The sequence below is a fragment of the Bradyrhizobium sp. genome, assembly GCF_016213215.1.
Taxonomy (GTDB): Bacteria; Pseudomonadota; Alphaproteobacteria; order Rhizobiales; family Xanthobacteraceae; genus Bradyrhizobium.
This window is the reverse complement of sequence record NZ_JACRAW010000146.1, coordinates 1-20,203: the sequence shown is the minus strand read 5'-3', so window position 1 is coordinate 20,203 and position 20,203 is coordinate 1. Positions and strand designations below refer to the sequence as shown.

Genomic DNA, 20,203 nt, shown 5'->3' with positions numbered 1-20,203 from the left:
GGCCCTGCGGTTTCCTGCTGTGCATGCGTGTGCATTTTGCGCACAGCAGGGCACCGGTGCCAGCCGGCACCCGGTCTTCCCTGCGCCCTCGGCAATCAAAGAGGGCGAGGAATGAAGCAAACCTCGGGCGCAATGCGTCGCGAGAAGGCAAGATCGCGTCTGGTGTTTGAAGGTCGAATGGAAAAGCCGTGGGAGTCTTCATTGCGAGGGGCGCGGCGACGATCCAGCCTGTCGCCGCGTCGGCATTCCTGGATTGCTTCGCTTCGCTCGCAATGACGGTGCTAAGCACCGCGGCCTCAGCATGCCGAGCGTGAGGGTGCGGAAGTCGAGGTGAGATGGAGATGCCGCGACTGATTGCCGCTGCCTTCCATCGTGATACCTCGTTTCGCACAAACCGTGCGCAGGGAACTTTCGGTTCCTCTCAGCGTCATGTAAAGAACGTGATGGGGCTTGATATAGTTGATGAGGCTTGGCGCGGAGCTGCCATGTCGAAGTCCCTCGTTGCGATTGCCGCCGTCATTCTGGTCACGCTGTTGTCGAGTCCGGCCAGCGCCAAGGTGCGTCTTGGTCCTCTTGGGGGCCTTTTCAATTTCACGCGCCTGTTCTCGACGGGCGGATTGCAACGCGCGCGTGTTGCTCGTCACCACCGCAGTCGAAACGCCGCGCTGCGCTCGCCGGACAGCCGCAATTCGGAGGCGCGCGGTCCCGATATCGGAAGTGCCACGGATTCCGGTCGGCAACTCAGCAACCCGGCGCAACGGGCACAGATCGTGGCGGCCGCCGCGCTGGCCGGCTGGCATGGCGGCCGCACAGCGAATGGGTGGTGGCGGCACAGCGACGGCAGCTATGGATGGGTGGGGCCGCTGTTCTGGCCGTTCGCCAATTACGACGTCTACGACTACGCGATCAGGGGCGACGGCACGGGCTTCTGGGACTATGGCTATCCCGATATCTATGCCGGGATCTTTGCGCCTTACGACCGGGACGATCTTGCAAGCTATGTGGCATCGGGTCAGCCCGGCCGAAAACAGCGTGGCGCCCCGCCTCTGCAGCAGTTCTGCGGCGAGGACAGCGGAAATGCCGGCCTGCCCATGGATCAGATCCAGAAAGCGGTACAGCCGACCGAGGCGCAGCGCGCAGCGCTGGACGATCTGACCAACGCGTCGGTCGAGGCCGCCCGGATGATCCGGGCGTCGTGTCCGACGCAGACGGCGTTGACGGCGCCGGATCGTCTGGCTGCGATGCAACGCCGCATCGAGGCGATGATCAAGGCGCAGGCGACCGTCCAGGAACCGCTGGGGAAGCTCTATCAGCTGCTTGATGACGAGCAGAAGGCACGGATGAACGCACTGGCCCACGGCCGGCGCAACAATGCGCCGGCACAAGGCTGTCGGGTGGAGTCATCGGCCGCGTTGCAGTGGCCGGCGGACGAGATCGAGTCCACGCTGCGTCCGAACGACACGCAACGCGCCGCTCTTGAAGCGCTACGGCGCGCCACGATCAGGGCCGTCGAGATTCTGACTTATGAATGCCGGCCGGAAGAAGCGACTACGCCACTTGATCGCCTCGACGTAGTGGACAGGCGGCTCTACGCCATCCAGCACGCGCTCAATCTGGTGAGCTCCGCGCTCGATGACTTCTATGCAACTCTGAGCGACGAGCAAAAGGGACAGTTTGAGGCGATCGGGCCCAAACGGACGGCCTGAAGGCAACCGGCCGTCATTTGACCCGATCAGTTCATCGCTGCCGCACGGGCGCGTTGAAATTCCATCTCACAGACCATGCGAATCTCTCGCGCCGTCTTGAGAGCGCGGCGCAAATGCGGGTCTTCCGTATCAGAGCTGAAGGTGATGAGCCGATTGCAGTCGCTGCAATTGATCTGATAGTCCGGTCTTAGCCGGGAGGCGCGGTCCCTGAAGATGCGCGTGCAATAGGGACACCGTATCTTGACCTTGTCGTCGATCATGTCTCGTTCTCCTTCATCCTCGAGGAGACCTCGAACTTCGGCTGTCGTTCTGATCTGGAAAACAGGCCCGGGGCTGCGAGCGACAGTGGAGCGGGTCCGAAGATGTCAGGAAACCGGAACGAGCCGGCGGCAGTTCGAGACTCGACGCTCATCGCATCACCCGTGGCCATCATGATACCGCCCACTCTGGTGGCTGCCCTTTAAGGGCGACTGAATTCAAATGCGGAAAGATCGCTCTGCTGCGAAAGACTTCGTTAAGCCTGAGCCCGGTGCCTTGCTGCAAGTCGGGGCGTTGGACTGCGCTTACAGAGCAGGATTTGCTGAGGTTATTGGAAGGCGCCGCGCAGCTTCTGCGCCAGCCCGAACAGCATCCTGTCCTGCTTCACGAGGCGCTTGCCGCGGTTGAGAGCCGACATCGCCGCGGCGGCAACTCTTCCCCGCGCGGTAATGGGGATGAAGGAATCGAAAGTCTCTTCGTCGTGCTTGCAGAAGAGCCGCTTGTACTCATCGGTTCCGATCCCGAGATCGAAGGCACTGTGGCCGCGCTCGGCGCAGCCGTCGATGATGTACCGGATCAGGATCAGGCCCGGGCTGTGGCGCGAGCTTGCCGACATCGTATAGGTGTTGAACATCATCGAGAAGCGATGCCCGTCGGTAATGCCGGCGAAGACCGCAATCACTTCCTCGTCGCATTCCAGGGCGTGGATATCGATGATGCGGCCCTCGCCGCACCGCGTCAGGCAGGCGCTGCGGATGAAGTCCTCGACGCCCGGTTCGGCGAACACGTTCGGCAGCTTCTGTTCGGACATCCGCATCGGCTTGATACGGAAGAACCAGTCGAGCAACCGGGTGACGTCGGCGTCGGTGCTTGCGAGATGATACCGGTAGCCCGGCAAAGCCTGGAGCTTGCGTTCCTTGCTCTTCAGGCGGCGGCGGAACGAATTGCTGATGTGCGTTGCGGGCTCGCCACCCGGTGTCATCAACAGAAGCGGGCAGCCATTGACGGAGGGCTGTTTCGGCAGCAGCGCGAACGGGTTTGTCACATCGTTCCAGCGCAACGGCTGCTGCGTCATGGCAAGCACGTCGGCGGCTGCGTTCGCGCGCAATCCCGACAGCAGGGCATCGAGATCTGCAGCCGTTGCCTGGGCGGCGAAGGCCGCGTTCCACAGCCCCATATTGAACGTGGTGTGCTTGCCGCCCATGAAGGAGGCTACGCCAATGCCGAAGGTCTGATGGCAGACGAGTGGCAGCAGGAGCAGCGGACGATGCTCGGCGTCATAGGCGATGACGATGAACGGGCGACAACCTTCACGTTCGCCGAGCAGGCGTTGCCAGGGAGCAAGAAGATCGTATCTTTGATAGGGCGTGGAGAGAGAGCCGGTATCCTCGAGCCGGCGCCAGTCGGCTTCGGCCCGGCCGAGATCGCTGATGATCTCGACGGTTGCGATGCGGCTTGCTTTCGAACGCGTCAGCGCGTCCACGGTCCGGCTCTCCATCGCGGCAGCCATGGTCATTGCAAAAGCCCGTCCAGGAGAGGATTTGCGTGTTGAGATTCGACGAACCTTTGCAAAGAAAGGTCAACAAAGGGTAAGGACACGTGGCGATGGGCGCGGCCAGGCACGCGGGTGAGGGCGGGACGTTGGCATCCGGCAACAAATGGCTGAGGCGCCTGCAGCTTGAGCTTGCCTGGTTTACCGGCCAGCCCTGGTTGCGGGGACCGAAGGCCGGCGGAGCCGGGGTGATCCTGCGTTTCGAGCGGGTGCGCCCGGCTCGAAGCGAAGCCTTCCAGCCGCTCCAGTCCCACGAAATCACGCCCGAGTTCCTCGATCGCACGATCGCGGCCCTGAAGCGCTGGAATTTCGATCTTATCGGGATGGACGAAGTTTGCCGCCGGGCCGTGACGCTGCCGGAGCTCCGGCGCTTTGTCTGCCTGAGCTTTGATGGGGCGTACCGCGATCTGATGACCTTCGGCTATCCGATTCTGTCGCGCCATGCTGTTCCCTTCACCGTGTACGTTCCGACCGCCTTTCCCGACGGCATCGGCGAGCCCTGGTGGCTGGTGCTGGAGAAGGTGATCGCCCGCGAGGGCCGCGTTGATCTGATCATCGGAGGCAGGGATCAGCATTTCACGATCAGGACCACTTCCGACAAGCACGAGCTATACACGTACCTGGAAAGGTGGATGCGCTCGCTCGCGCCCGGCGAGCTCTCGGCTGCGGTCAACGACCTCTGCAAGCGCTATTCGGTCGATCTTCGGCAGCTGTCGCGTGAGACATTCATGGATTGGGCCGATCTCGCGAGGCTCGCCGCAGATCCGCTAGTCACGATCGCAAGTGCGACCGTGAACTATCCTGTTCTGGCGAACCTGAAGGACACGGCTGCCGCGCGTGAAATGGCCATGGGGAAGGCGGTTGCGGAAACGGCGTTTGGCCGCGGGATCAGGCACTTTGCCTATCCATTCGGGGACCGCGCCGCCTTCCGCAGATCGCATGTGCTGATGGCGGAGCAGGCCGGCTTTGCCAGCGCCGTATCGACGATTCCGGGGGTTGTCGACACGCACGGCAGAACCAATCTGCGCGCGCTGCCGCGCATCGCCTGGGACGGACGGGTTGGCTCGCTCCGCCTCATGCGCGTATTGTTGTCGGGAGTTGTCTTTCCGCCGGTGAAGCCGAGGCTGAACGCCTGATCACGCCCGGTCCGGGCGCTGCATCCAGCTCACGATCGGCATCGCCGGCAGCACCCAGCCCATGCCCACGACGACATAATAGATCGCCTGCACCCAGCCGGAATTCGCTACCCAGGGCGTCTGCGCCAATGTCATGCCGAGCAGCGCCCAGACCGCGGCCAGCACCAGAAGGGCGATCGTACCGAGGAATTTACGGGTGCGGATCTTCATGGTGGAGATTGGCGGCTGGATGAGCATGTGGCGCGGCTTGCGCGCGGAGAGGAGGGGACTATAAGGGGCGCGCACTTTCGTTCAAGTCTTGGTGCAGTTTCTGATGAGCGATATTTCCGAACGCCAAACGCCGACCAATCCCGCCGTGCGCTGGTGGCTGCTCGCGGTGGCCGCGCTGATTGCGCTGATGGTGATCGTTGGCGGCGCGACGCGGTTGACCGAGTCCGGTCTGTCGATCGTCGAATGGAAGCCGGTCACCGGCACGCTGCCGCCGCTGGGGGAGGCGCAGTGGAACGAAGCGTTCGATGCCTACAAGAAGATCCCGCAATATCGCGAGCTCAATGCGGGAATGAGCCTGTCGGAGTTCAAGACGATCTTCTGGTGGGAATGGAGCCACCGGCTGCTCGGCCGCTTCATCGGCGTTGCGTATCTGTTGCCGTTCCTTTGGTTCCTGTGGCGCGGGACGCTGCAAGGCGAGTTGAAGCGGCGGCTATGGCTCATTTTCGGCCTTGGCGCGCTGCAGGGCGCCGTCGGCTGGTGGATGGTCGCTTCGGGACTCTCGGAGCGCGTCGAAGTGTCTCAATACCGCCTCGCGAGCCACCTGGTGCTGGCCCTAATGATCTTCGCCGCGATCATCTGGACCGTGCGGCGGCTGACGGAACGCCCGCCCGTGGCGGCACCCGCACGGCTCAAGACCACCAGCGTTGCGCTCGTGGTGCTCACCTTCGTGCAGATCTATATGGGTGCGCTGGTGGCGGGCCTGCGCGCCGGGCGCGTGTACAACACCTGGCCGGAAATCGACGGCGCCCTGATCCCGTCAGCGGATCGGCTGTGGTTCGAGACGCCGTGGTGGCGCAACCTGTTCGACAATGTGCTTACCGTGCAGTTCGAACACCGGATGACAGCCTACGCGCTGCTCTTGCTGGCCGCATTCCACGCCATCGACGCGGTTCGTGCGCGGGCCGGGCAAGCCGCAAGCGGCGCATTATGGCTGCTTGCAGCGGTCGGCGTGCAGGTGGCGTTGGGCATCCTGACATTGCTGGGCGAGGTGCCGATCGACATCGCACTGATGCATCAGGGAGTCGCGATTGTCGTGCTCACGCTGGCGATCGTGCAGGTCGAGCGCCTGTCCCCGCGACGGGCGTCGGCGGAGCGCTCCAGCGCTGCCGTACCGATCGGGCAGGCCGGCTGATCAGCAATAGCCGTAGACGCCGCAGGCGTAGGGCAGCCGATCCCAATAGCTGACATAGGGGCCGCCGTAGTACGGCCCCTGATAGTCGTAATCCCATGCCCGGCCGTAATAGCCCGGCAGGGTCGACGACCCCGGCAGAAGCGGCGTGCCCGGCAGGTTGGCCAGATAGCCGCCCGGACCATCGGCCGGCGTGATCAGGACATTCGGGTCGCGTACGACGTGCCTGGGCGGCACTCGCTTGTGCGGCACGACAACCTGATCGGCGGCGAGGGCAGAGTCCGCCGCCATGACCGTCAACAGTACCAGCGCAGCGGCGCGCAACATCGAAATGCTCCCGAACTTTTCCGCGGAACGCGCGGGAGCATAACAGATTCTGTGAAAGCGGCGTTAATGCTCTCAGGCTCCGAGCATAAGGCTGAGCTGCGCTACTCGCCCAGCGCCTGCTCGAGATCGGCGATCAGGTCTTCCTTGTCCTCGATGCCGATCGAAAGTCGCACAACGTCGGGGCCGGCTCCGGCCTTGATCTTGGCGGCGTCGTCGAGCTGGCTGTGGGTGGTTGATGCCGGGTGGATCACCAGCGATCGGGTGTCGCCGACATTGGCCAAGTGCGAGAACAGCTTCAGGTTCGAGACCAGGCTTACGCCGGCGTCGTAGCCGCCCTTGAGGCTGAAGGTGAACACGGCGCCGGCGCCCTTCGGGGCGTATTTGCGCGCGAGATTGTTGTACTTGTCGCCGGGCAGGCCGGCGTAGCTCACCGACGCCACGCCGGCGTGGCTGGCGAGGAATTCGGCCACCGCCTTGGCGTTGTCGCAGTGCTTCTGCATGCGCAGCGGCAGCGTCTCGATGCCGGTGAGAATGAGGAACGCGTTGAACGGTGACAGCGCAGGGCCGAGGTCGCGCAGGCCGAGCACGCGGCAGGCGATCGCAAAAGCGAAATTGCCGAAAGTCTCGTGCAGCTTGATGCCGTGATACTCGGGGCGCGGCTCGCACAGCATCGGGTATTTCTTGTCCTTCGACCAGTCGAAGGTGCCGGCATCGACGATGACGCCACCGATCGAGTTGCCGTGCCCGCCCAAGAACTTGGTCAGCGAGTGCACGACGATGTCGGCCCCATGGTCGATCGGGCGGATCAGATACGGCGTTGCCAGCGTGTTATCGACGATCAACGGCACGCCCGCCTTGCGGGCCACGTTCGAAATCGCCTCGATATCGGTGATCGTGCCGCCGGGATTGGCTATGGATTCGATGAAGATCGCCTTCGTCTTCGGGGAGACCGCGTTTTCGAAGCTGGAGATGTCGTCGGGATCGGCCCATACCACGTTCCAGCCGAAGCTCTTGAAGGAGTGGGTGAACTGGTTGATCGATCCGCCATAGAGCTTTCGCGCTGCAATGAACTCATCGCCGGGCATCAGGAGCTGGTGGAGCGCAACCACCTGCGCCGCATGCCCTGACGCAACCGTGAGGGCGGCGGTACCACCTTCCAGCGCCGCGACCCGTTCCTCGAGCACCGCGTTGGTAGGGTTGCCGAGGCGCGTGTAGATGTTGCCGAACGACTGCAGGCCGAACAGCGATGCGGCGTGATCGGCGTCGTTGAACACGAATGAAGTCGTCTGGTAGATCGGCGTCGCGCGCGCGCCGGTGGTGGGATCGGGCTGTGCGCCGGCATGCACGGCGAGGGTCGAGAAGCCCGGAAGACGATCGCTCATTCGTTTCAGTCCTGCTCTTGTTGTTCGAAATGGCGGGGCATGCTTATCGCAGCCACCTTTGTCGTCAAGGCGAGTTGGTAGCAGTCGCAATATTTGAAATGAACGTGCTTCGTGCTGCCGCGTTCGCGGAATGATCGTTTCGCGGCTGCGTCAGCCGGGCTCCGTTCGGTTTTTGGCCGCGCGATCGGAAGCGGCGGTGTCGCCGCCACCCATGCTCGTGCGATTGAGAGACAGTCGCATGCCTTGCGTCGGTGGCGGCGCCCGCTTGGAGCTCAACGTGCGTGAATTCACTCCCATCCACGAAATTTCGGACGAGAGGCGTCCGTATTCGATCTTGGGACATCGGTTCATTACGACCTTGAGGCCCGCGGCTTCGGCTTTGGCGGCCGCCGCATCATCGCGCGCACCCAGTTGCATCCAGATCACCTTCGGCAGCGGCGTCATCGTCAACGCTTCGTCGATAACAGGCATGATGTGGCTGGAGTTTCGGAAGATATCGACCATGTCGACGGGCCGGTCGATATCAAGCAGCGAAGCGACGAAGGGTTTTCCGAGCAGCTCCTTGCCGACATGTCCGGGGTTGACCGGGATCAGGTCGTAACCGCGTTGCGCCAGATACTTGAAGGCGAAATAGCTCGGCCGCACGTTGACCGGCGAAGCGCCGACCATCGCGATCGTCTTCACGTTGTTGAGGATGCCGCGGATGTAATTGTCGGGGTAGCTGTCGTGGTTCATGTTCGCTTTTCTCAGATCCTCGTGGTGAGGAGCGCGTAGCGCGTCTCGAACCATGAGGCCAGTGCCGGGGCTTCATCCTTCGAGACGCCGCTTCGCGGCTCCTCAGGATGAAGGGCGATTGAGCATCACTTATCCTGCCATGTCGGCTGTCGCTTCTCGATGAAGGCGCCGATACCTTCCTCGGCGTCGCGCGCCATCATGTTCTCGGTCATTACCTCTGCCGCATAGCGATAGGCATCGGCAAGGCTCATCTCGGCCTGGCGGTAGAAGGCTTCCTTGCCGAGCTTCACCGTATACGCCGACTTCAGCGCCACCTTTTGCGCCAGCGCGATCGCAGCGTCCCGCTCGGTACCGGCGGGAACGACGCGGTTGATGAGCCCGATCTCGCGGGCCCGCGCGGCCGGAATCGGTTCGCCGGTCAGCAGCATCTCCATCGCCTGCTTGCGCGGCACGTTGCGCGACAGCGCAACCATCGGGGTCGAGCAGAACAGGCCAATGTCGACGCCGGGCGTCGCGAAGCTCGCGGCCTCGGAGGCCACCGCAAGGTCGCAGCTTGCCACGAGCTGGCAGCCGGCCGCCGTGGCGATGCCCTGGACGGCGGCGACCGTCGGCTTGGGCAGACTGACGATCGCCTGCATCATCGCGCTGCAGGCGTTCATGATTTTTGCGAAATAGGCGCGTCCGCGATCTCCATCGGCGCGGTGCCCGGTGAGTTCCTTCATGTCATGTCCGGCGCAGAAGGCGGGGCCGTTCGCCGCGATCACCACCCCGCGTATGGAGCTGTCGGTACGGATCTCGTCGAGGGCTGCGTGCAGCCCGGCGATCGTCGCTTCCGAGAGGCTGTTGCGCGCCGCCGGACGGTTCAGCGTGAGCACGGCGATGCTGCCGATCGTCTCGCTCAGGATGATCGGCGATTCTGGCGAGGAAGCGCGTGCGGCGGCTGTGACGGACATGCTCAGATTCCGTTTGGGAGATGCGGATAACCTAATGTAACAGGGGCATGAAAGCGAGGGCAGGGCATGGCGATTGCGAAAATGAGCGTGGCGGAACTGGAGGAGTTTCTCCAGCGGGAATTTCCCCAGGCGCTCAGTGCCGGCGATATCTCGATCGAGAGCGCCGATGGCCACACCTGCCTCTTGCGCCAGAGCTACAGCGAGCGGCTGCTGCGGCCGGGCGGTACTATCTCCGGGCCGACGCTGATGACGCTCGCCGATTTCGCCATGTACGTAGTGTTGCTGTCGGCGATCGGGCCGGTGGGCCTTGCCGTCACGACCAGCCTCAACATCAATTTCCTGCGCAGGGGGCAGCGCGGTCAGGACGTGCTCGCCGCGGCGCGGCTCTTGAAACTCGGCAAGCGCCTGGCGGTCGGAGAGGTGAATCTTTTGTCAGGTTCCGCTCCGGACCCGATCGCGCACGTTACCTCGACCTATTCCATTCCAATCGCTTGATGTTTTTGATGGTAAAATAACACCATGTTTCTAACCATTTGATTTCATGTCGCTAATTTCTGTCGGAAAGCGTTGACCCGCGCGCTCGACTTATCTAGAAAGCTGCCCAGTCCGGCGCGGTCTGCGCCGACGTCTCCTTCCACGGATTGAAGTCATGAAAACCTTTTCGGCAAAGCCTGCCGAGGTGACGAAGAAGTGGGTGCTGATCGACGCCAAGGGTCTGGTGGTCGGCCGGCTTGCCTCGCTCGTCGCCATGCGGCTGCGTGGCAAGCATCTCCCGACCTACACGCCTCACGTCGATTGCGGCGACAACGTCATCATCATCAATGCGGCGCACGCGGTGCTGACCGGGCGGAAGCGCGAGCAGAAGGTCTATTACAAGCACACCGGCTATGTCGGCCACGTCAAGGAGCGTACCGCGAGGCAGATCCTCGAAGGGCGTTATCCCGAGCGCGTGCTCGAGAAGGCCGTCGAGCGCATGATCCCGCGCGGGCCGCTCGGCCGGGTGCAGATGGGCAACCTGCGCGTCTATGCGGGCGCCGATCATCCGCATGAGGCCCAGCAGCCGGAGAAGCTCGACGTCGCCAAGATGAACCGCAAGAACATGAGGGCCGCATAACATGGTCGAAACCATTCAGTCGCTCGACCAGCTGGCGCAGCTCAAGCCGGCTGCGCCCGAAGCGCCGCAATACGAGAAGAAGGTCGACAAGTACGGTCGCGCCTATGCGACCGGCAAGCGCAAGGATGCGGTCGCCCGCGTCTGGATCAAGCCGGGCGCCGGCAAGGTCGTCGTCAACTCGCGCGAGGTCGAAATCTATTTCGCCCGACCGGTGTTGCGGATGATGATCCAGCAGCCGCTGGTCGCAGCGCAGCGCGCCGGCCAGTACGACGTGATCTGCACCGTCGCCGGCGGCGGTCTGTCGGGACAGGCGGGCGCCGTGCGTCACGGCATCTCGAAGGCGCTGACCAATTTCGAGCCGGACCTGCGCGGCGTGCTGAAGAAGGGCGGCTTCCTGACGCGCGACTCGCGCGTCGTCGAACGCAAGAAGTACGGCCGGGCGAAGGCGCGCAAGTCGTTCCAGTTCTCCAAGCGCTAATCGCTTCGCTCAAATTTGCCGCGAAGAAGGCATTCATGAAATGCAAAGGGCGCCGAAATTCGGCGCCCTTTTTGCTATTTGTTTGCATACAAATTCATTCGGCGTTTCCCGAAAACTTACCCTCGCTCGCAAACCGGATTCGAACACTCGTTACCCTAACGTTGCGAACTGGAAGGGCGCGCAAGCACTGGCCTTCGGGCAATTCGCTTCCCTTCGCAATTCGCTGCATCCGGCCCGTCGCGCGACGGCTGGATCAACAAGGGGCCGAACGATGTCACTTGACAACATCACGCTCTATCTCGTTGCCACCATGGTCGCGGCGCTGCTCGGCGCCATGATGATGTTCGTCGGCAGGCAGGAAAACAGCGCCGCGCTGAAGTGGTGGGGCACCGCCTATCTCATCGGTGCGGCATCCGTCGCTCTGTGGGCGGTGACCGGCGACAGGTTCGGGCCGGCCGTATCGGTCGTGCTCAATGCGATGGGGTTCATCGCATGCGGCATGGTCTGGAACGCTGCACGCGTGTTCCACGGGCGTAATCCCACGTGGCCCGGACTGATGCTCGGCGCATTTGCCTGGTTCGCGGTGGCCGCCATTCTGGATCCGGCCGACGAGACGCTGCGCATGACCGTTGGTGCCGGGATCGTTTCCGGCTACGCGGTGCTGACCGCGAGCGAGCTCTGGTCCGAGCGGCGCAAGAGCGTGAAGCGGGGCTGGCCGGCGTTCGCTGTGCCCGTGCTGCACGGCTGCGCGCTGATGATGCCGATCCTGATCGGCAACTTCCTTCGGCCGCACGATCCGATGTTTTCAACGAGTATCTGGGTGACGGTGTTCGCGGTCGAGCTCGTGCTCTACGCCGTCGGCACCGTGTTCGTCATTTTCATGCTGGTATCCGAGCGCGCCCTGACCGTGCACAAGACAGCAGCCACGGTCGATCCGCTGACCGGACTGCTCAACCGTCGCGGCTTCGCCGATGCCTGCGCCAGGGTCATCGAACGCGAAGCCAGGGCGCGCAGGCCGGTCACGGTGATGATCTTCGACATCGACCATTTCAAGTCGATCAACGACCGCTTCGGCCACCCTGCGGGCGATGAAGTGCTGAGGCTGTTCGCGAATGTGGTGGTGAGCAATCTCAGGGTGAGCGATCTTTCGGGGCGGATCGGCGGCGAGGAGTTCGCCGCGCTCCTGCCTTGCTCGCTGGAAGAGGGCATGCTCGTGAGTGAACGCGTGCGTGAGGCGTTCGAGACCTCCGGCGTCGTCATCGAGGACGGGCCCGTGGACACTACGGTCAGCGTCGGGGTCGCGGGTGGGCCCGCCGGCACCGACCTGGACGTGCTGTTGGCATCTGCCGATACGGCGCTCTACCAGGCCAAGCGGAGCGGCCGCAACCGCGTCGCGGCCGCGGCGGAGGTGGTGCCGTTGTCGCCCGATCACTGGCGGCGCCCGAGCGCACCGCGCGCGGTGGTCCGGTCTCGGCCAGTGGTAGCATAGCCATGATGCACAAGCGAACGGCGGTGGAAATGCTTGGAGCGCGATAGCAATCGCGCTCCAGCCTTCCGCCAAGTAACGTTACGTTTACCACTCGATCGATAACATCTTGCCATGGAATCGATAAGCCAACGCAACCCGCAAGCAGCCCTGATGTCGCTCGAAGCCGCGGCAGCTTCCGCGCGCGGCGGTTTCGGATGCCTCTTCTCCACGTCGGACGAATACGAGCTGGCCCTGATCAGTGCGCGGCGAGCCGAGGGGCGCTATGGCCGGACGCATAGCCGCCTGCCGATGTCCTTGTTCGTCGGCTGCACGTTGCTGGTCGCGGCGATCGTGCTGCTGCTGGGTTGAGGAAATTCGGCCTGAAGAGCCGAGGCGCCCCGTCGGGCGCCTTTTTCTTTTCCGATCCGTGCGCTAGATACGCCGATCTCATCAGAAGGCGTCATCCCATGATCACCGAAATTGCACAAATCGAGGTCAAGCCGGGCACCGAGAGGGATTTCGAGGCGGCGGTCGCCAAGGCAAAGGCCGTCTTCGGCCGTTCCAAGGGCTTTCACGGTTTTGAGTTGCACAAGTCCATCGAGAAGCCGCAGCGCTACCGGCTGATGGTGAAGTGGGCGACACTTGAGAATCACACGGTCGACTTCCGCGGCTCGGAGAACTTTGCCGAATGGCGCGCCCTGGTCGGTGCCTATTTTGCCGCGCCGCCGGAAGTCGAGCACACCGAGACGGTGGTGGCCACGGCCTGAAGGCGCGCCTCCTCAGGCCCCCTCCGGCGCGGGATCTTCCGCCTTGAAGTAATCGATCATCACCTTGGCAATCGCGATCAGGGGAAGGGCAAGTGCAAGTCCCCATATCCCGAATACGATGCCGAGCAGGATCTGAAAGGCAAACAGCGTCGCCGGCGGGATGTTCAGCGCCTGTCGCTGCAGCAGAGGCGTGAGCACGTAGCTTTCCATCGCGTGCACGCCGAGGAAGAGCCCGAGCGCGCTGAACGCGGCGATCCATCCGGAGGCGACGCTGGCCAACACCACGATCACTCCGGCAATGATGGCGCCGACCGTCGGAATGAAGGCGAGCAGGCCGGCCTGGATGCCCAGGATGAACGAGCTCTGGATGCCGATGATGGCCAGCCCGGTCCAGGTGACGAGAAACACCGCGAACATCGTGATGATCTGCGCAATCAGCCAGCGTTCCAGCGTCTCGCTGATGCGGTCGACGATCACGGTGGCGCGGGCGCGATGCCTGGCGGGGGCCATGAACAGAAGGCCGTTGTAGTAGATGCTCGGCTGGGCTGCGAAGGCAAGCCCCAGGAACAGCACGATGAAGAAGTTGCCGACGGCGTTCACCGTGCCAAGGAGAATCTTGAAGGTCTGGCTGACGATTGCCCCGCCGCTGGAGGCGAGGGCCCCGGCGCCCGGCAGAGAATGCGAAGGCACGGTGCCCGGCGTCGTGGAAGACGACGAAGGCGATGCCGTGGCGGAGCCGCCGAGCTCCAGGTAGCTGGTATCGATGCCACTGCGATCGAGGAAGGCTTTGAAATTTCCGAGCTGCTGCTTGATGGTATCGGCGAGCGCGGACGCCTGTTGCGCGATGGTTGTCCCGCCCAGAACGGCGAAACCTATCAGAAGCACGGCGAGCACCACGCACACGATGATCAGCCGCACCGTATGCGGCAGGGGCACATAGCGCCCGAGCCGGTCGGTCAGGGCGTTGAGCGCCACGCCGAGCAGCATGCCGGCGAAGATCAGAAACAGCGCTGCGGCAAAATGCCAGGTGAAGACGACCAGTGCCGCGAACAGCACGACGCCTATGCCGCCGACCGCGATGGCCCATGCAAGATCATTGCGCTCCTGCGCGCGTTCGTCAGCCGAGCCTGTCACGTCGATTCCTTTTCAAGCCGTGTTCCCGCGTACTCTTTCGCCAATTGCCGTCCGGATCAAGCGGGGCTGGCGGGCCGGTTTGGGGCTATCACCATGGCGCCGGCCCCGAGACGGAGCAGGCGGGTGTCGAGCGCCGGGCCGGGGCCCCGGAGCGGCGCAGAACAGGGGCAATCATCCCGAAATCGCATCGCCGCCACGCGGCGCGGTCGGTTGATCCGGTAAGCCGGTGCGGGCATGATCGGTCCGCCAATTATGGGAGGAGGTCGGACGATTCGATGAAAAAGCCGGTCGTCGGCGTGATCGGAAACACCTATCGCGTCGAGAATCGATTTGCGGTGCAGATGGTCGGCGAGCGCAACCTTCGTGCAATTGCCGAGGTTTCCTGTGCGCTGCCCCTGATGTTTGCCGGCTGCCCTGATATCACCGATATCGGCGCGCTGCTCGACACCGTTGACGGCATTGTGCTGACCGGCGCCCGCGCCAACGTGCACCCGACGCGGTTCAACGTCGACCCTTGCGAGAAGCACGAGCCCTATGACATCCGCCGCGATGAGGCCGCGCTGACGCTGTCGCAGGTCTGCGTCGATCGCGGCATACCGCTGTTCGGGATCTGCCGCGGCCTTCAGGAGATGAACGTCGCCTTCGGCGGCTCGCTGCACCCGGAGATCCGCGAACTGCCGGGCCGCTTGAATCATCGCATGCCGCGGCTGGAGAGCGGCGAAATCCATCCCGACCCCAAGGTCGTGTTCGCTGACCGGCACGATGTCGATCTCGTTCCCGGCGGGGCGTTCGCGACCATCCTCGGCTGCAAGAAGATCCGGGTCAATTCACTGCACGGCCAAGGGATCCTCGAGCCGGGCAAGCGTGTCATCGTGGAGGGGATCGCGGAGGACGGCACCATCGAGGCCATCCGCATTGCCGATGCACCTGGTTTTGCGCTGGGCGTGCAATGGCACGCCGAATACGATCCGCAGCGCAATCCGATCAACCGCAAGCTGTTCGAGGCGTTCGGCGAGGCGTTGAAGGCGCGGGCTCGAGTGGCGTAGCGCGCCGGGAAGGGCGAGGGGACTCTGCCGCACATCTGCTTCCACACCGTCGTTGCGAGGAGCGCAAGCGAGCCAGACTGCTGCCGCGGAGGGACGCTGGATTGCTTCGCTTCGCTCGCAACGTGAATGACCGAGACAAGCCCGCGCGTGATCACTGAGCATGTGGCGTGCTCTGCATCCACATAGTCATTGCGAGGAGCGCAAGCGACGACGCAATCCAGACTTGCCACGCGGATGCATTCTGGATTGCTTCGCTTCGCTCGCAAGACGAACTCCCGATGCAGTTTCGAAAACAGACACGACTCCGCCTTCTCGCGGCGTGTTTCGCCCGAGTTTTGCTCGTCTTCACGCCCTCTTCGAAGTGCCGAGGGCGCAGGGAAGGCCGGGTGCCCGCTGCACCCATGGCCCGCTGTGCGCAAGATTGCACACGAATGCACAGCGGGAAAACCACAGGTACAGCCGAGGCATCCCGGCCTTCCCTGCGCGGTGGCTTTACGGCCTATGACGCGCTCTCCCCGGCGACGAATTCGTTTTTGTCACCGTCGCTCCGCAGATCGGCAGCGCCCGCACCCGGTTGGGCCAGGACGCCTCCGCAAAGCTTGACTGCAGCAACGGCAGCCAGGACCACACGCTTTTGCCGTACGCGTCCGCCTCCGCCAAGGCTTCGGTGCGACAAGGCCACGCGAAGCTTCCGCAGAGACGTTACCAGCGCCGTTCGTCCTGCGCGCCTGGTCATCGCTCACGGGTTCGGCTCAATCCTCTGCCCGCCCTGCGATCACCTGTTCGCGCCGACGCTGCCGCGTCCACCGCATCCCAATCCGCGTTTCGTGACGATCGCGATACGCCCCTCGGACCGGATCGGGACGAAGCGCGCATACGCCGAATCCGAATTCGGATAAAGAGAAATATTTTTGGGCGGCTCGATTGACCATGATATAGGGTGACTTGCCCGCCGACGGCTCAAGCGGTTGTAATAACCCCGTCGTCATTCCGGGGCGACGCGCAAGCGTCGAGCTGTGAGGTGCAATTGCACATCGGAGGATCCATAACCACAGACCGCGAATTACGGCGACAGTGCTGGACCGTCACCGTAATTCCAAAAACGGAGAGCGGCGGCCGTGATGCCGCCTCTCTCGCATCTTCAGCTGGTATCTACCCGTCAATTATCAGCAGGTACGCCAACGGTTAGTTCCTATGAACACCGAACCCCAGCAGTGGCGATAGCCGCCGTGGAGGACGGCGTCATAGTAGGCATAAGGGTCGTAGGCGAACAGGGCTTTGGCGCCGGCGGTCTCGAGCGCCGAGCGGGGAATTCTGGGGGCTGCGTCACCTGGCCAGTAGCCGCTGCCGTAATAATATACATGCATCCGGTCGTGCCTGATGCTGGTCGATCTCGCCATATGATCGTGCGCAAGTGCCGGGGCGGCGGCAGCGATTGTCAGGACTGCGGCTGCGGTCAGGAGCTTCAGGTTCATTTGCATTCTCCGTTTGTCGTCTTGTTGCGGAAAGCAAACGGCCAGCGCATGCCGGCGTTTCTGGAATGCGCTGGTTTCGAGTCGAACGGACTAAGGGAACTGAGCACCCGTTCCCCGTTTGGGAGACGTCAGGCACCTGCGTCCGCTCCGACTAGCCCTCACGACAATGAAAGCCGGCCCAGTTCTCCAGCTCGTCGATGACGGTGGAGGGATATTGCGTCTCGGTGCCCGTTTAAAAAGTACCAATGTGAACAGGCCGTCTAATGTAGATCAACGTTTAGGCGGAACACCGGCGGACCAAGAAGTTCAGCGAGACCAGTTCTGCGTGTCAGGGCCGCAGGGCGGATTAGTTGTCTTATCCGCCCTACGAGCTTTGCACTCGGGTGCAATGGCATGCCGAATACGGCCCAGCGCAACCCGATCAACCGCAGGCTGTTCGAGGCGTTCGGCAATGCGCTAAAGGCGCGGGCGCGGGTCGCCTGGCTCGGCCATTATTTCTTCGGCGGAACACCTTGACTCATGTTCCCATTATGGGAATGTTGGGTGTGAGGATCATCAAGCAATCCACACTGACGAAATTCGCGGAGGCAAATCCGAAGGCCAAGCCTGCGATGACCCGTTGGCTTAAGCTCCTCAAGGCAGCCAAATGGGCTTCGATGAATGAAATCCAGATCGCCGTTCCTGGTGCGGTCGTGCTCAATGGTGAGCGAGCGAGATTTGAAATCGCCAGGGGCAACTTCCGTCTGATCGTCTCATTCTCGTTCAAGCATCAGATCGCATTCATCAAGTTCATCGGTGCCCATGCGGAATACGACAAGGTCGATGCGTTGACGGTTGCGAAGTACTGAGGAGCCACTATGGAAATCCGCCCCATTCGGACCCAAGCAGATTATGAGGCCGCGATTGCCGAGATAGATCGGCTCTGGGGAGCGGAGCCTGGGACCGATGACGGTGACAAGCTCGATATCCTGGCCACGCTGGTCGAAAAGTACGAGAACGAGCACTGGCCGATCGATACTTCGCGCGTGGATCCGATCGACATGTTGAGCTATCTGATCGATGAGGGTGGGCATACGCAGGCGGAGCTTGCCGAGTTGCTGGGCTCTCGCTCGCGCGCGTCCGAGATTTTGAACAGAAAGCGCGCCCTTACCGTGGAGATGATCTTCAAGATCTGCGAAGCCTGGAGGGTGCCAGCCGAGCTCTTGATCAGGCCGTATCAGTTGAACGCAGCCTAGTCAGACAGGTACTGGCGAAGCCGCGGGGGCTGAAGAGTCGTGGATGTCGGGGCCGCTCACCATTGAGCACGCCGATCCAGCCTCCCCCGCAACTAATCCGATCAGCACGGAGCTGTCAGAGGGCTTGTCAGGCGCTGACCGCGTGGGCCTGAAGCTGAACGCTCGCTCTGTCATTGTAATCTTGTTTGACGCGACTTAAGGTGAAGCTCACGACAGGACCGTGCTGTGTCGCTCCGGATTGTTCGTCGAACATTGCCGAACTGGGGATGGGCCTACGGTCCACCCGGAGACGGCCCGTTTCCAGCGATTCTGTTGTTGCATGGTTCGGACGGTCGATGGTCAGGGTGGAGTGCCAGAAACGCAGGACTACTTGCGTCGCAAGGCTTTCTGGCTCTGCCGTTCGGTTATTCAAACGGCGGAAACGCTTGGAATGCCGGAGACATCGCCGATATCCCCCTGGATCGGACCGTTCATGCACTTGGGGCTCTCCGCAACTGGAGATTGTCAGGTGAAAAGATTGGGCTCTACGGCGTATCGAGGGGAGCCGAGCACGCTCTCTTGCTTGTCTCGCTGATGGCGAGGGATGCCGTTGCTGGACTTCCCGACGCTGTTGCGGTGCATAGCGCCCCCGACGTCATTTGCGGTGCGTTCAACGCCAAGGCGTGGCGAGACGCTGGAGACCCTGGATGGCAGCCGTGGGATCCGGCGAAGCGAGCATGGATATGGCGCGGATCATCGGATGGACTGTTGCCGACGGCGCCGATCGAAATCGAACGATACAACGGACCACTCTTTCTAAGTCACGGTACTCGAGACACCACGTGGTCTGTCGAAATGACGCGCCGATTGTCAGATCGGCTAAACCGTCACGGGCGCACCCCGGAAGTGCATCTCTACGAAGGTGAAGACCATGGACTGAGCAGCGAAGGCGAAAATAGACACTACGAACTGCTAACGGAGTTTCTTACGCGCCATCTCGCGTAGGTTTGTGGCAGCGTCCTCCCTTGCCCAAGGTCCCTCTGCCCGAAAACGAAAGGGCGCCCGAGAAGGGCGCCCTTCGCTAGTCTTGTCTGCGAGCCGACTAGCCCGAGTAGTACATCTCGAACTCGACCGGATGCGGCGTCATTTCGAAGCGCTCGACTTCGGTCATCTTGAGCTCGATGTAGCTGTCGATGAAGTCGTCGTCGAACACGCCGCCGGCCTTGAGGAACGCGCGGTCCTTGTCGAGGTTTTCGAGCGCCTCGCGCAGGCTGCCGCACACGGTGGGGATCTGCTTCAGCTCTTCCTTCGGCAGGTCGTAGAGGTCCTTGTCCATCGCCGGGCCCGGATCCAGCTTGTTCTTGATGCCGTCGAGGCCGGCCATCAGCATCGCGGCGAAGCCGAGATAGGGGTTGGCGAGCGGATCGGGGAAGCGCACCTCGACGCGCTTGGCCTTGGGCGAAGCGGTGTAGGGGATGCGGCAGGAGGCCGAGCGGTTGCGCGCCGAGTAGGCGAGCAGCACCGGCGCCTCATAGCCCGGGACCAGACGCTTGTAGGAGTTGGTCGTCGGGTTGGTGAAGGCGTTGATCGCCTTGGCGTGCTTGATGATGCCGGCGATGTAGGACAGGCAGGTCTCCGACAGGTCGGCATACTTGTTGCCCGCGAACACCGGCTTGCCTTCCTTCCAGATCGACTGGTGCACGTGCATGCCCGAGCCGTTGTCGCCGAAGACCGGCTTCGGCATGAAGGTGGCGGTCTTGCCGTAGATGTGCGCGACCTGATGGATGCAGTATTTGTAGATCTGCATCTGGTCGGCCATCAGCGTCAGCGTGTCGAACTTCATGCCGAGTTCGTGCTGGGCGGACGCGACTTCGTGGTGATGCTTCTCGACCTTGACGCCCATCTTGGCCATGGCGCCAAGCATTTCCGAGCGCATGTCCTGCACCGAGTCCTGCGGCGGAACGGGGAAGTAGCCGCCCTTGGTGCGGATGCGGTGGCCGAGGTTGCCGCCTTCGTACTCGGTGTCCGAGTTGGTCGGCAGTTCGGAGGAGTCGAGCTT

At 62.7% G+C, this 20,203-nt stretch carries 24 protein-coding genes; 14 read left to right on the top strand and 10 right to left on the bottom strand.

The genetic code is table 11. The features are described 5' to 3' along the window. Window positions 1-485 precede the first annotated feature (485 nt). On the top strand, window positions 486-1,706 hold the full coding sequence (locus tag HY852_RS23820; protein ID WP_291607348.1) for a Spy/CpxP family protein refolding chaperone: 1,221 nt from the start codon (window positions 486-488) through the stop codon (window positions 1,704-1,706). A 26-nt stretch (window positions 1,707-1,732) separates the two neighbouring features. Here the strand turns inward: HY852_RS23820 and HY852_RS23815 are convergent, their stop codons facing one another. Continuing rightward, window positions 1,733-1,966, bottom strand: a complete 234-nt coding sequence (locus tag HY852_RS23815) for a hypothetical protein (RefSeq protein ID WP_291607347.1) — start codon at window positions 1,964-1,966, stop codon at window positions 1,733-1,735. Between the two features lie 326 nt (window positions 1,967-2,292). Continuing rightward, the gene (locus HY852_RS23810; protein ID WP_291607346.1) at window positions 2,293-3,480 is read right to left on the bottom strand and encodes a GNAT family N-acetyltransferase; all 1,188 of its coding nucleotides are present in this window, start codon (window positions 3,478-3,480) and stop codon (window positions 2,293-2,295) included. Between the two features lie 125 nt (window positions 3,481-3,605). On the opposite strand from HY852_RS23810, the gene HY852_RS23805 reads away from it, so the two are divergent. Next, entirely contained in the window at window positions 3,606-4,652 is a 1,047-nt protein-coding gene (locus tag HY852_RS23805; RefSeq protein ID WP_291607356.1) for a polysaccharide deacetylase family protein, read from the top strand. Here HY852_RS23805 and HY852_RS23800 read toward each other — a convergent pair whose 3' ends face one another. Continuing rightward, entirely contained in the window at window positions 4,653-4,862 is a 210-nt protein-coding gene (locus HY852_RS23800; RefSeq protein ID WP_291607355.1) for a DUF2842 domain-containing protein, read from the bottom strand. A 103-nt stretch (window positions 4,863-4,965) separates the two neighbouring features. Between HY852_RS23800 and HY852_RS23795 the strand changes: the two genes are divergently transcribed. Further along, window positions 4,966-6,054, top strand: a complete 1,089-nt coding sequence (locus HY852_RS23795; protein WP_291607345.1) for a COX15/CtaA family protein — start codon at window positions 4,966-4,968, stop codon at window positions 6,052-6,054. Here the strand turns inward: HY852_RS23795 and HY852_RS23790 are convergent, their stop codons facing one another. The 4 genes from HY852_RS23790 to HY852_RS23775 form a co-directional block, all read right to left on the bottom strand. Then, a complete protein-coding gene (locus HY852_RS23790; RefSeq protein ID WP_291607354.1) occupies window positions 6,055-6,342 on the bottom strand; it encodes a hypothetical protein in 288 nt (95 codons plus the stop codon). A 137-nt stretch (window positions 6,343-6,479) separates the two neighbouring features. Next, window positions 6,480-7,760, bottom strand: coding sequence for an O-acetylhomoserine aminocarboxypropyltransferase (locus tag HY852_RS23785; RefSeq protein ID WP_291607344.1), 1,281 nt, complete (start codon window positions 7,758-7,760; stop codon window positions 6,480-6,482). Window positions 7,761-7,910: 150 nt separating this feature from the next. Then, on the bottom strand, window positions 7,911-8,495 hold the full coding sequence (locus HY852_RS23780; protein ID WP_291607343.1) for a CoA-binding protein: 585 nt from the start codon (window positions 8,493-8,495) through the stop codon (window positions 7,911-7,913). 125 nt (window positions 8,496-8,620) lie between these two features. Further along, a complete protein-coding gene (locus HY852_RS23775; RefSeq protein ID WP_291607342.1) occupies window positions 8,621-9,448 on the bottom strand; it encodes an enoyl-CoA hydratase in 828 nt (275 codons plus the stop codon). Window positions 9,449-9,514: 66 nt separating this feature from the next. Here HY852_RS23775 and HY852_RS23770 point away from each other — a divergent pair, with 66 nt between their 5' ends. The 6 genes from HY852_RS23770 (at window position 9,515) to HY852_RS23745 (ending at window position 13,275) form a co-directional block, all read left to right on the top strand. Next, window positions 9,515-9,943 carry a PaaI family thioesterase gene (locus HY852_RS23770; protein ID WP_291607341.1) on the top strand — a complete coding sequence of 143 codons (429 nt, stop codon included), beginning with the start codon at window positions 9,515-9,517 and terminating at the stop codon, window positions 9,941-9,943. Between the two features lie 154 nt (window positions 9,944-10,097). After that, window positions 10,098-10,562 (top strand): 50S ribosomal protein L13, encoded by a 465-nt coding sequence (gene rplM, locus HY852_RS23765; RefSeq protein ID WP_291607340.1) that lies wholly within the window; start codon window positions 10,098-10,100, stop codon window positions 10,560-10,562. 1 nt (window position 10,563) lies between these two features. Then, window positions 10,564-11,040, top strand: a complete 477-nt coding sequence (gene rpsI / locus HY852_RS23760) for a 30S ribosomal protein S9 (RefSeq protein ID WP_291607339.1) — start codon at window positions 10,564-10,566, stop codon at window positions 11,038-11,040. A 271-nt stretch (window positions 11,041-11,311) separates the two neighbouring features. After that, entirely contained in the window at window positions 11,312-12,529 is a 1,218-nt protein-coding gene (locus HY852_RS23755; RefSeq protein ID WP_291607338.1) for a diguanylate cyclase, read from the top strand. 111 nt (window positions 12,530-12,640) lie between these two features. Next, window positions 12,641-12,877, top strand: coding sequence for a hypothetical protein (locus HY852_RS23750; protein WP_291607337.1), 237 nt, complete (start codon window positions 12,641-12,643; stop codon window positions 12,875-12,877). 98 nt (window positions 12,878-12,975) lie between these two features. Then, window positions 12,976-13,275: an antibiotic biosynthesis monooxygenase gene (locus tag HY852_RS23745; RefSeq protein WP_291607336.1), complete on the top strand. Its 300-nt coding sequence runs from the start codon at window positions 12,976-12,978 to the stop codon at window positions 13,273-13,275. Between the two features lie 12 nt (window positions 13,276-13,287). Here the strand turns inward: HY852_RS23745 and HY852_RS23740 are convergent, their stop codons facing one another. Further along, window positions 13,288-14,409 carry an AI-2E family transporter gene (locus HY852_RS23740; protein ID WP_291607335.1) on the bottom strand — a complete coding sequence of 374 codons (1,122 nt, stop codon included), beginning with the start codon at window positions 14,407-14,409 and terminating at the stop codon, window positions 13,288-13,290. A 275-nt stretch (window positions 14,410-14,684) separates the two neighbouring features. Between HY852_RS23740 and HY852_RS23735 the strand changes: the two genes are divergently transcribed. Next, window positions 14,685-15,455, top strand: a complete 771-nt coding sequence (locus tag HY852_RS23735) for a gamma-glutamyl-gamma-aminobutyrate hydrolase family protein (RefSeq protein WP_291607334.1) — start codon at window positions 14,685-14,687, stop codon at window positions 15,453-15,455. Window positions 15,456-16,621: 1,166 nt separating this feature from the next. Here the strand turns inward: HY852_RS23735 and HY852_RS23730 are convergent. After that, on the bottom strand, window positions 16,622-16,930 hold the full coding sequence (locus HY852_RS23730) for a hypothetical protein (RefSeq protein WP_291607333.1): 309 nt from the start codon (window positions 16,928-16,930) through the stop codon (window positions 16,622-16,624). A gap of 393 nt (window positions 16,931-17,323) precedes the next feature. On the opposite strand from HY852_RS23730, the gene HY852_RS23725 reads away from it, so the two are divergent. The 4 genes from HY852_RS23725 (at window position 17,324) to HY852_RS23710 (ending at window position 19,149) form a co-directional block, all read left to right on the top strand. After that, a complete protein-coding gene (locus HY852_RS23725) occupies window positions 17,324-17,446 on the top strand; it encodes a hypothetical protein (protein WP_291607332.1) in 123 nt (40 codons plus the stop codon). Further along, window positions 17,443-17,778, top strand: coding sequence for a type II toxin-antitoxin system HigB family toxin (locus tag HY852_RS23720; RefSeq protein ID WP_291607331.1), 336 nt, complete (start codon window positions 17,443-17,445; stop codon window positions 17,776-17,778). Before HY852_RS23725 ends, HY852_RS23720 begins: the two co-directional genes overlap by 4 nt. A 9-nt stretch (window positions 17,779-17,787) precedes the next feature. After that, window positions 17,788-18,165 (top strand): helix-turn-helix domain-containing protein, encoded by a 378-nt coding sequence (locus tag HY852_RS23715; protein ID WP_291607330.1) that lies wholly within the window; start codon window positions 17,788-17,790, stop codon window positions 18,163-18,165. 225 nt (window positions 18,166-18,390) lie between these two features. Then, window positions 18,391-19,149 (top strand): acyl-CoA thioester hydrolase/BAAT C-terminal domain-containing protein, encoded by a 759-nt coding sequence (locus HY852_RS23710; RefSeq protein ID WP_291607329.1) that lies wholly within the window; start codon window positions 18,391-18,393, stop codon window positions 19,147-19,149. A gap of 97 nt (window positions 19,150-19,246) precedes the next feature. Here the strand turns inward: HY852_RS23710 and glnA are convergent. Next, window positions 19,247-20,203 (bottom strand): type I glutamate--ammonia ligase (glnA, locus tag HY852_RS23705; RefSeq protein ID WP_291607328.1); only part of this gene is annotated, 957 nt, incomplete at its 5' end.

Excerpts from the sequence above, each read along its gene's own strand:
- HY852_RS23820 (WP_291607348.1), top strand. The coding sequence starts at position 486 with ATGTCGAAGTCCCTCGTTGCGATTGCCGCCGTCATTCTGGTCACGCTG.
- HY852_RS23815 (WP_291607347.1), bottom strand. The coding sequence starts at position 1,966 with ATGATCGACGACAAGGTCAAGATACGGTGTCCCTATTGCACGCGCATC.
- HY852_RS23810 (WP_291607346.1), bottom strand. The coding sequence starts at position 3,480 with ATGACCATGGCTGCCGCGATGGAGAGCCGGACCGTGGACGCGCTGACG.
- HY852_RS23800 (WP_291607355.1), bottom strand. The coding sequence starts at position 4,862 with ATGAAGATCCGCACCCGTAAATTCCTCGGTACGATCGCCCTTCTGGTG.
- HY852_RS23795 (WP_291607345.1), top strand. The coding sequence starts at position 4,966 with ATGAGCGATATTTCCGAACGCCAAACGCCGACCAATCCCGCCGTGCGC.
- HY852_RS23790 (WP_291607354.1), bottom strand. The coding sequence starts at position 6,342 with ATGGCGGCGGACTCTGCCCTCGCCGCCGATCAGGTTGTCGTGCCGCAC.
- HY852_RS23785 (WP_291607344.1), bottom strand. The coding sequence starts at position 7,760 with ATGAGCGATCGTCTTCCGGGCTTCTCGACCCTCGCCGTGCATGCCGGC.
- HY852_RS23780 (WP_291607343.1), bottom strand. The coding sequence starts at position 8,495 with ATGAACCACGACAGCTACCCCGACAATTACATCCGCGGCATCCTCAAC.
- HY852_RS23775 (WP_291607342.1), bottom strand. The coding sequence starts at position 9,448 with ATGTCCGTCACAGCCGCCGCACGCGCTTCCTCGCCAGAATCGCCGATC.
- HY852_RS23770 (WP_291607341.1), top strand. The coding sequence starts at position 9,515 with ATGGCGATTGCGAAAATGAGCGTGGCGGAACTGGAGGAGTTTCTCCAG.
- rplM (WP_291607340.1), top strand. The coding sequence starts at position 10,098 with ATGAAAACCTTTTCGGCAAAGCCTGCCGAGGTGACGAAGAAGTGGGTG.
- rpsI (WP_291607339.1), top strand. The coding sequence starts at position 10,564 with ATGGTCGAAACCATTCAGTCGCTCGACCAGCTGGCGCAGCTCAAGCCG.
- HY852_RS23755 (WP_291607338.1), top strand. The coding sequence starts at position 11,312 with ATGTCACTTGACAACATCACGCTCTATCTCGTTGCCACCATGGTCGCG.
- HY852_RS23750 (WP_291607337.1), top strand. The coding sequence starts at position 12,641 with ATGGAATCGATAAGCCAACGCAACCCGCAAGCAGCCCTGATGTCGCTC.
- HY852_RS23745 (WP_291607336.1), top strand. The coding sequence starts at position 12,976 with ATGATCACCGAAATTGCACAAATCGAGGTCAAGCCGGGCACCGAGAGG.
- HY852_RS23735 (WP_291607334.1), top strand. The coding sequence starts at position 14,685 with ATGAAAAAGCCGGTCGTCGGCGTGATCGGAAACACCTATCGCGTCGAG.
- HY852_RS23730 (WP_291607333.1), bottom strand. The coding sequence starts at position 16,930 with ATGAACCTGAAGCTCCTGACCGCAGCCGCAGTCCTGACAATCGCTGCC.
- HY852_RS23725 (WP_291607332.1), top strand. The coding sequence starts at position 17,324 with ATGCCGAATACGGCCCAGCGCAACCCGATCAACCGCAGGCTGTTCGAG.
- HY852_RS23715 (WP_291607330.1), top strand. The coding sequence starts at position 17,788 with ATGGAAATCCGCCCCATTCGGACCCAAGCAGATTATGAGGCCGCGATT.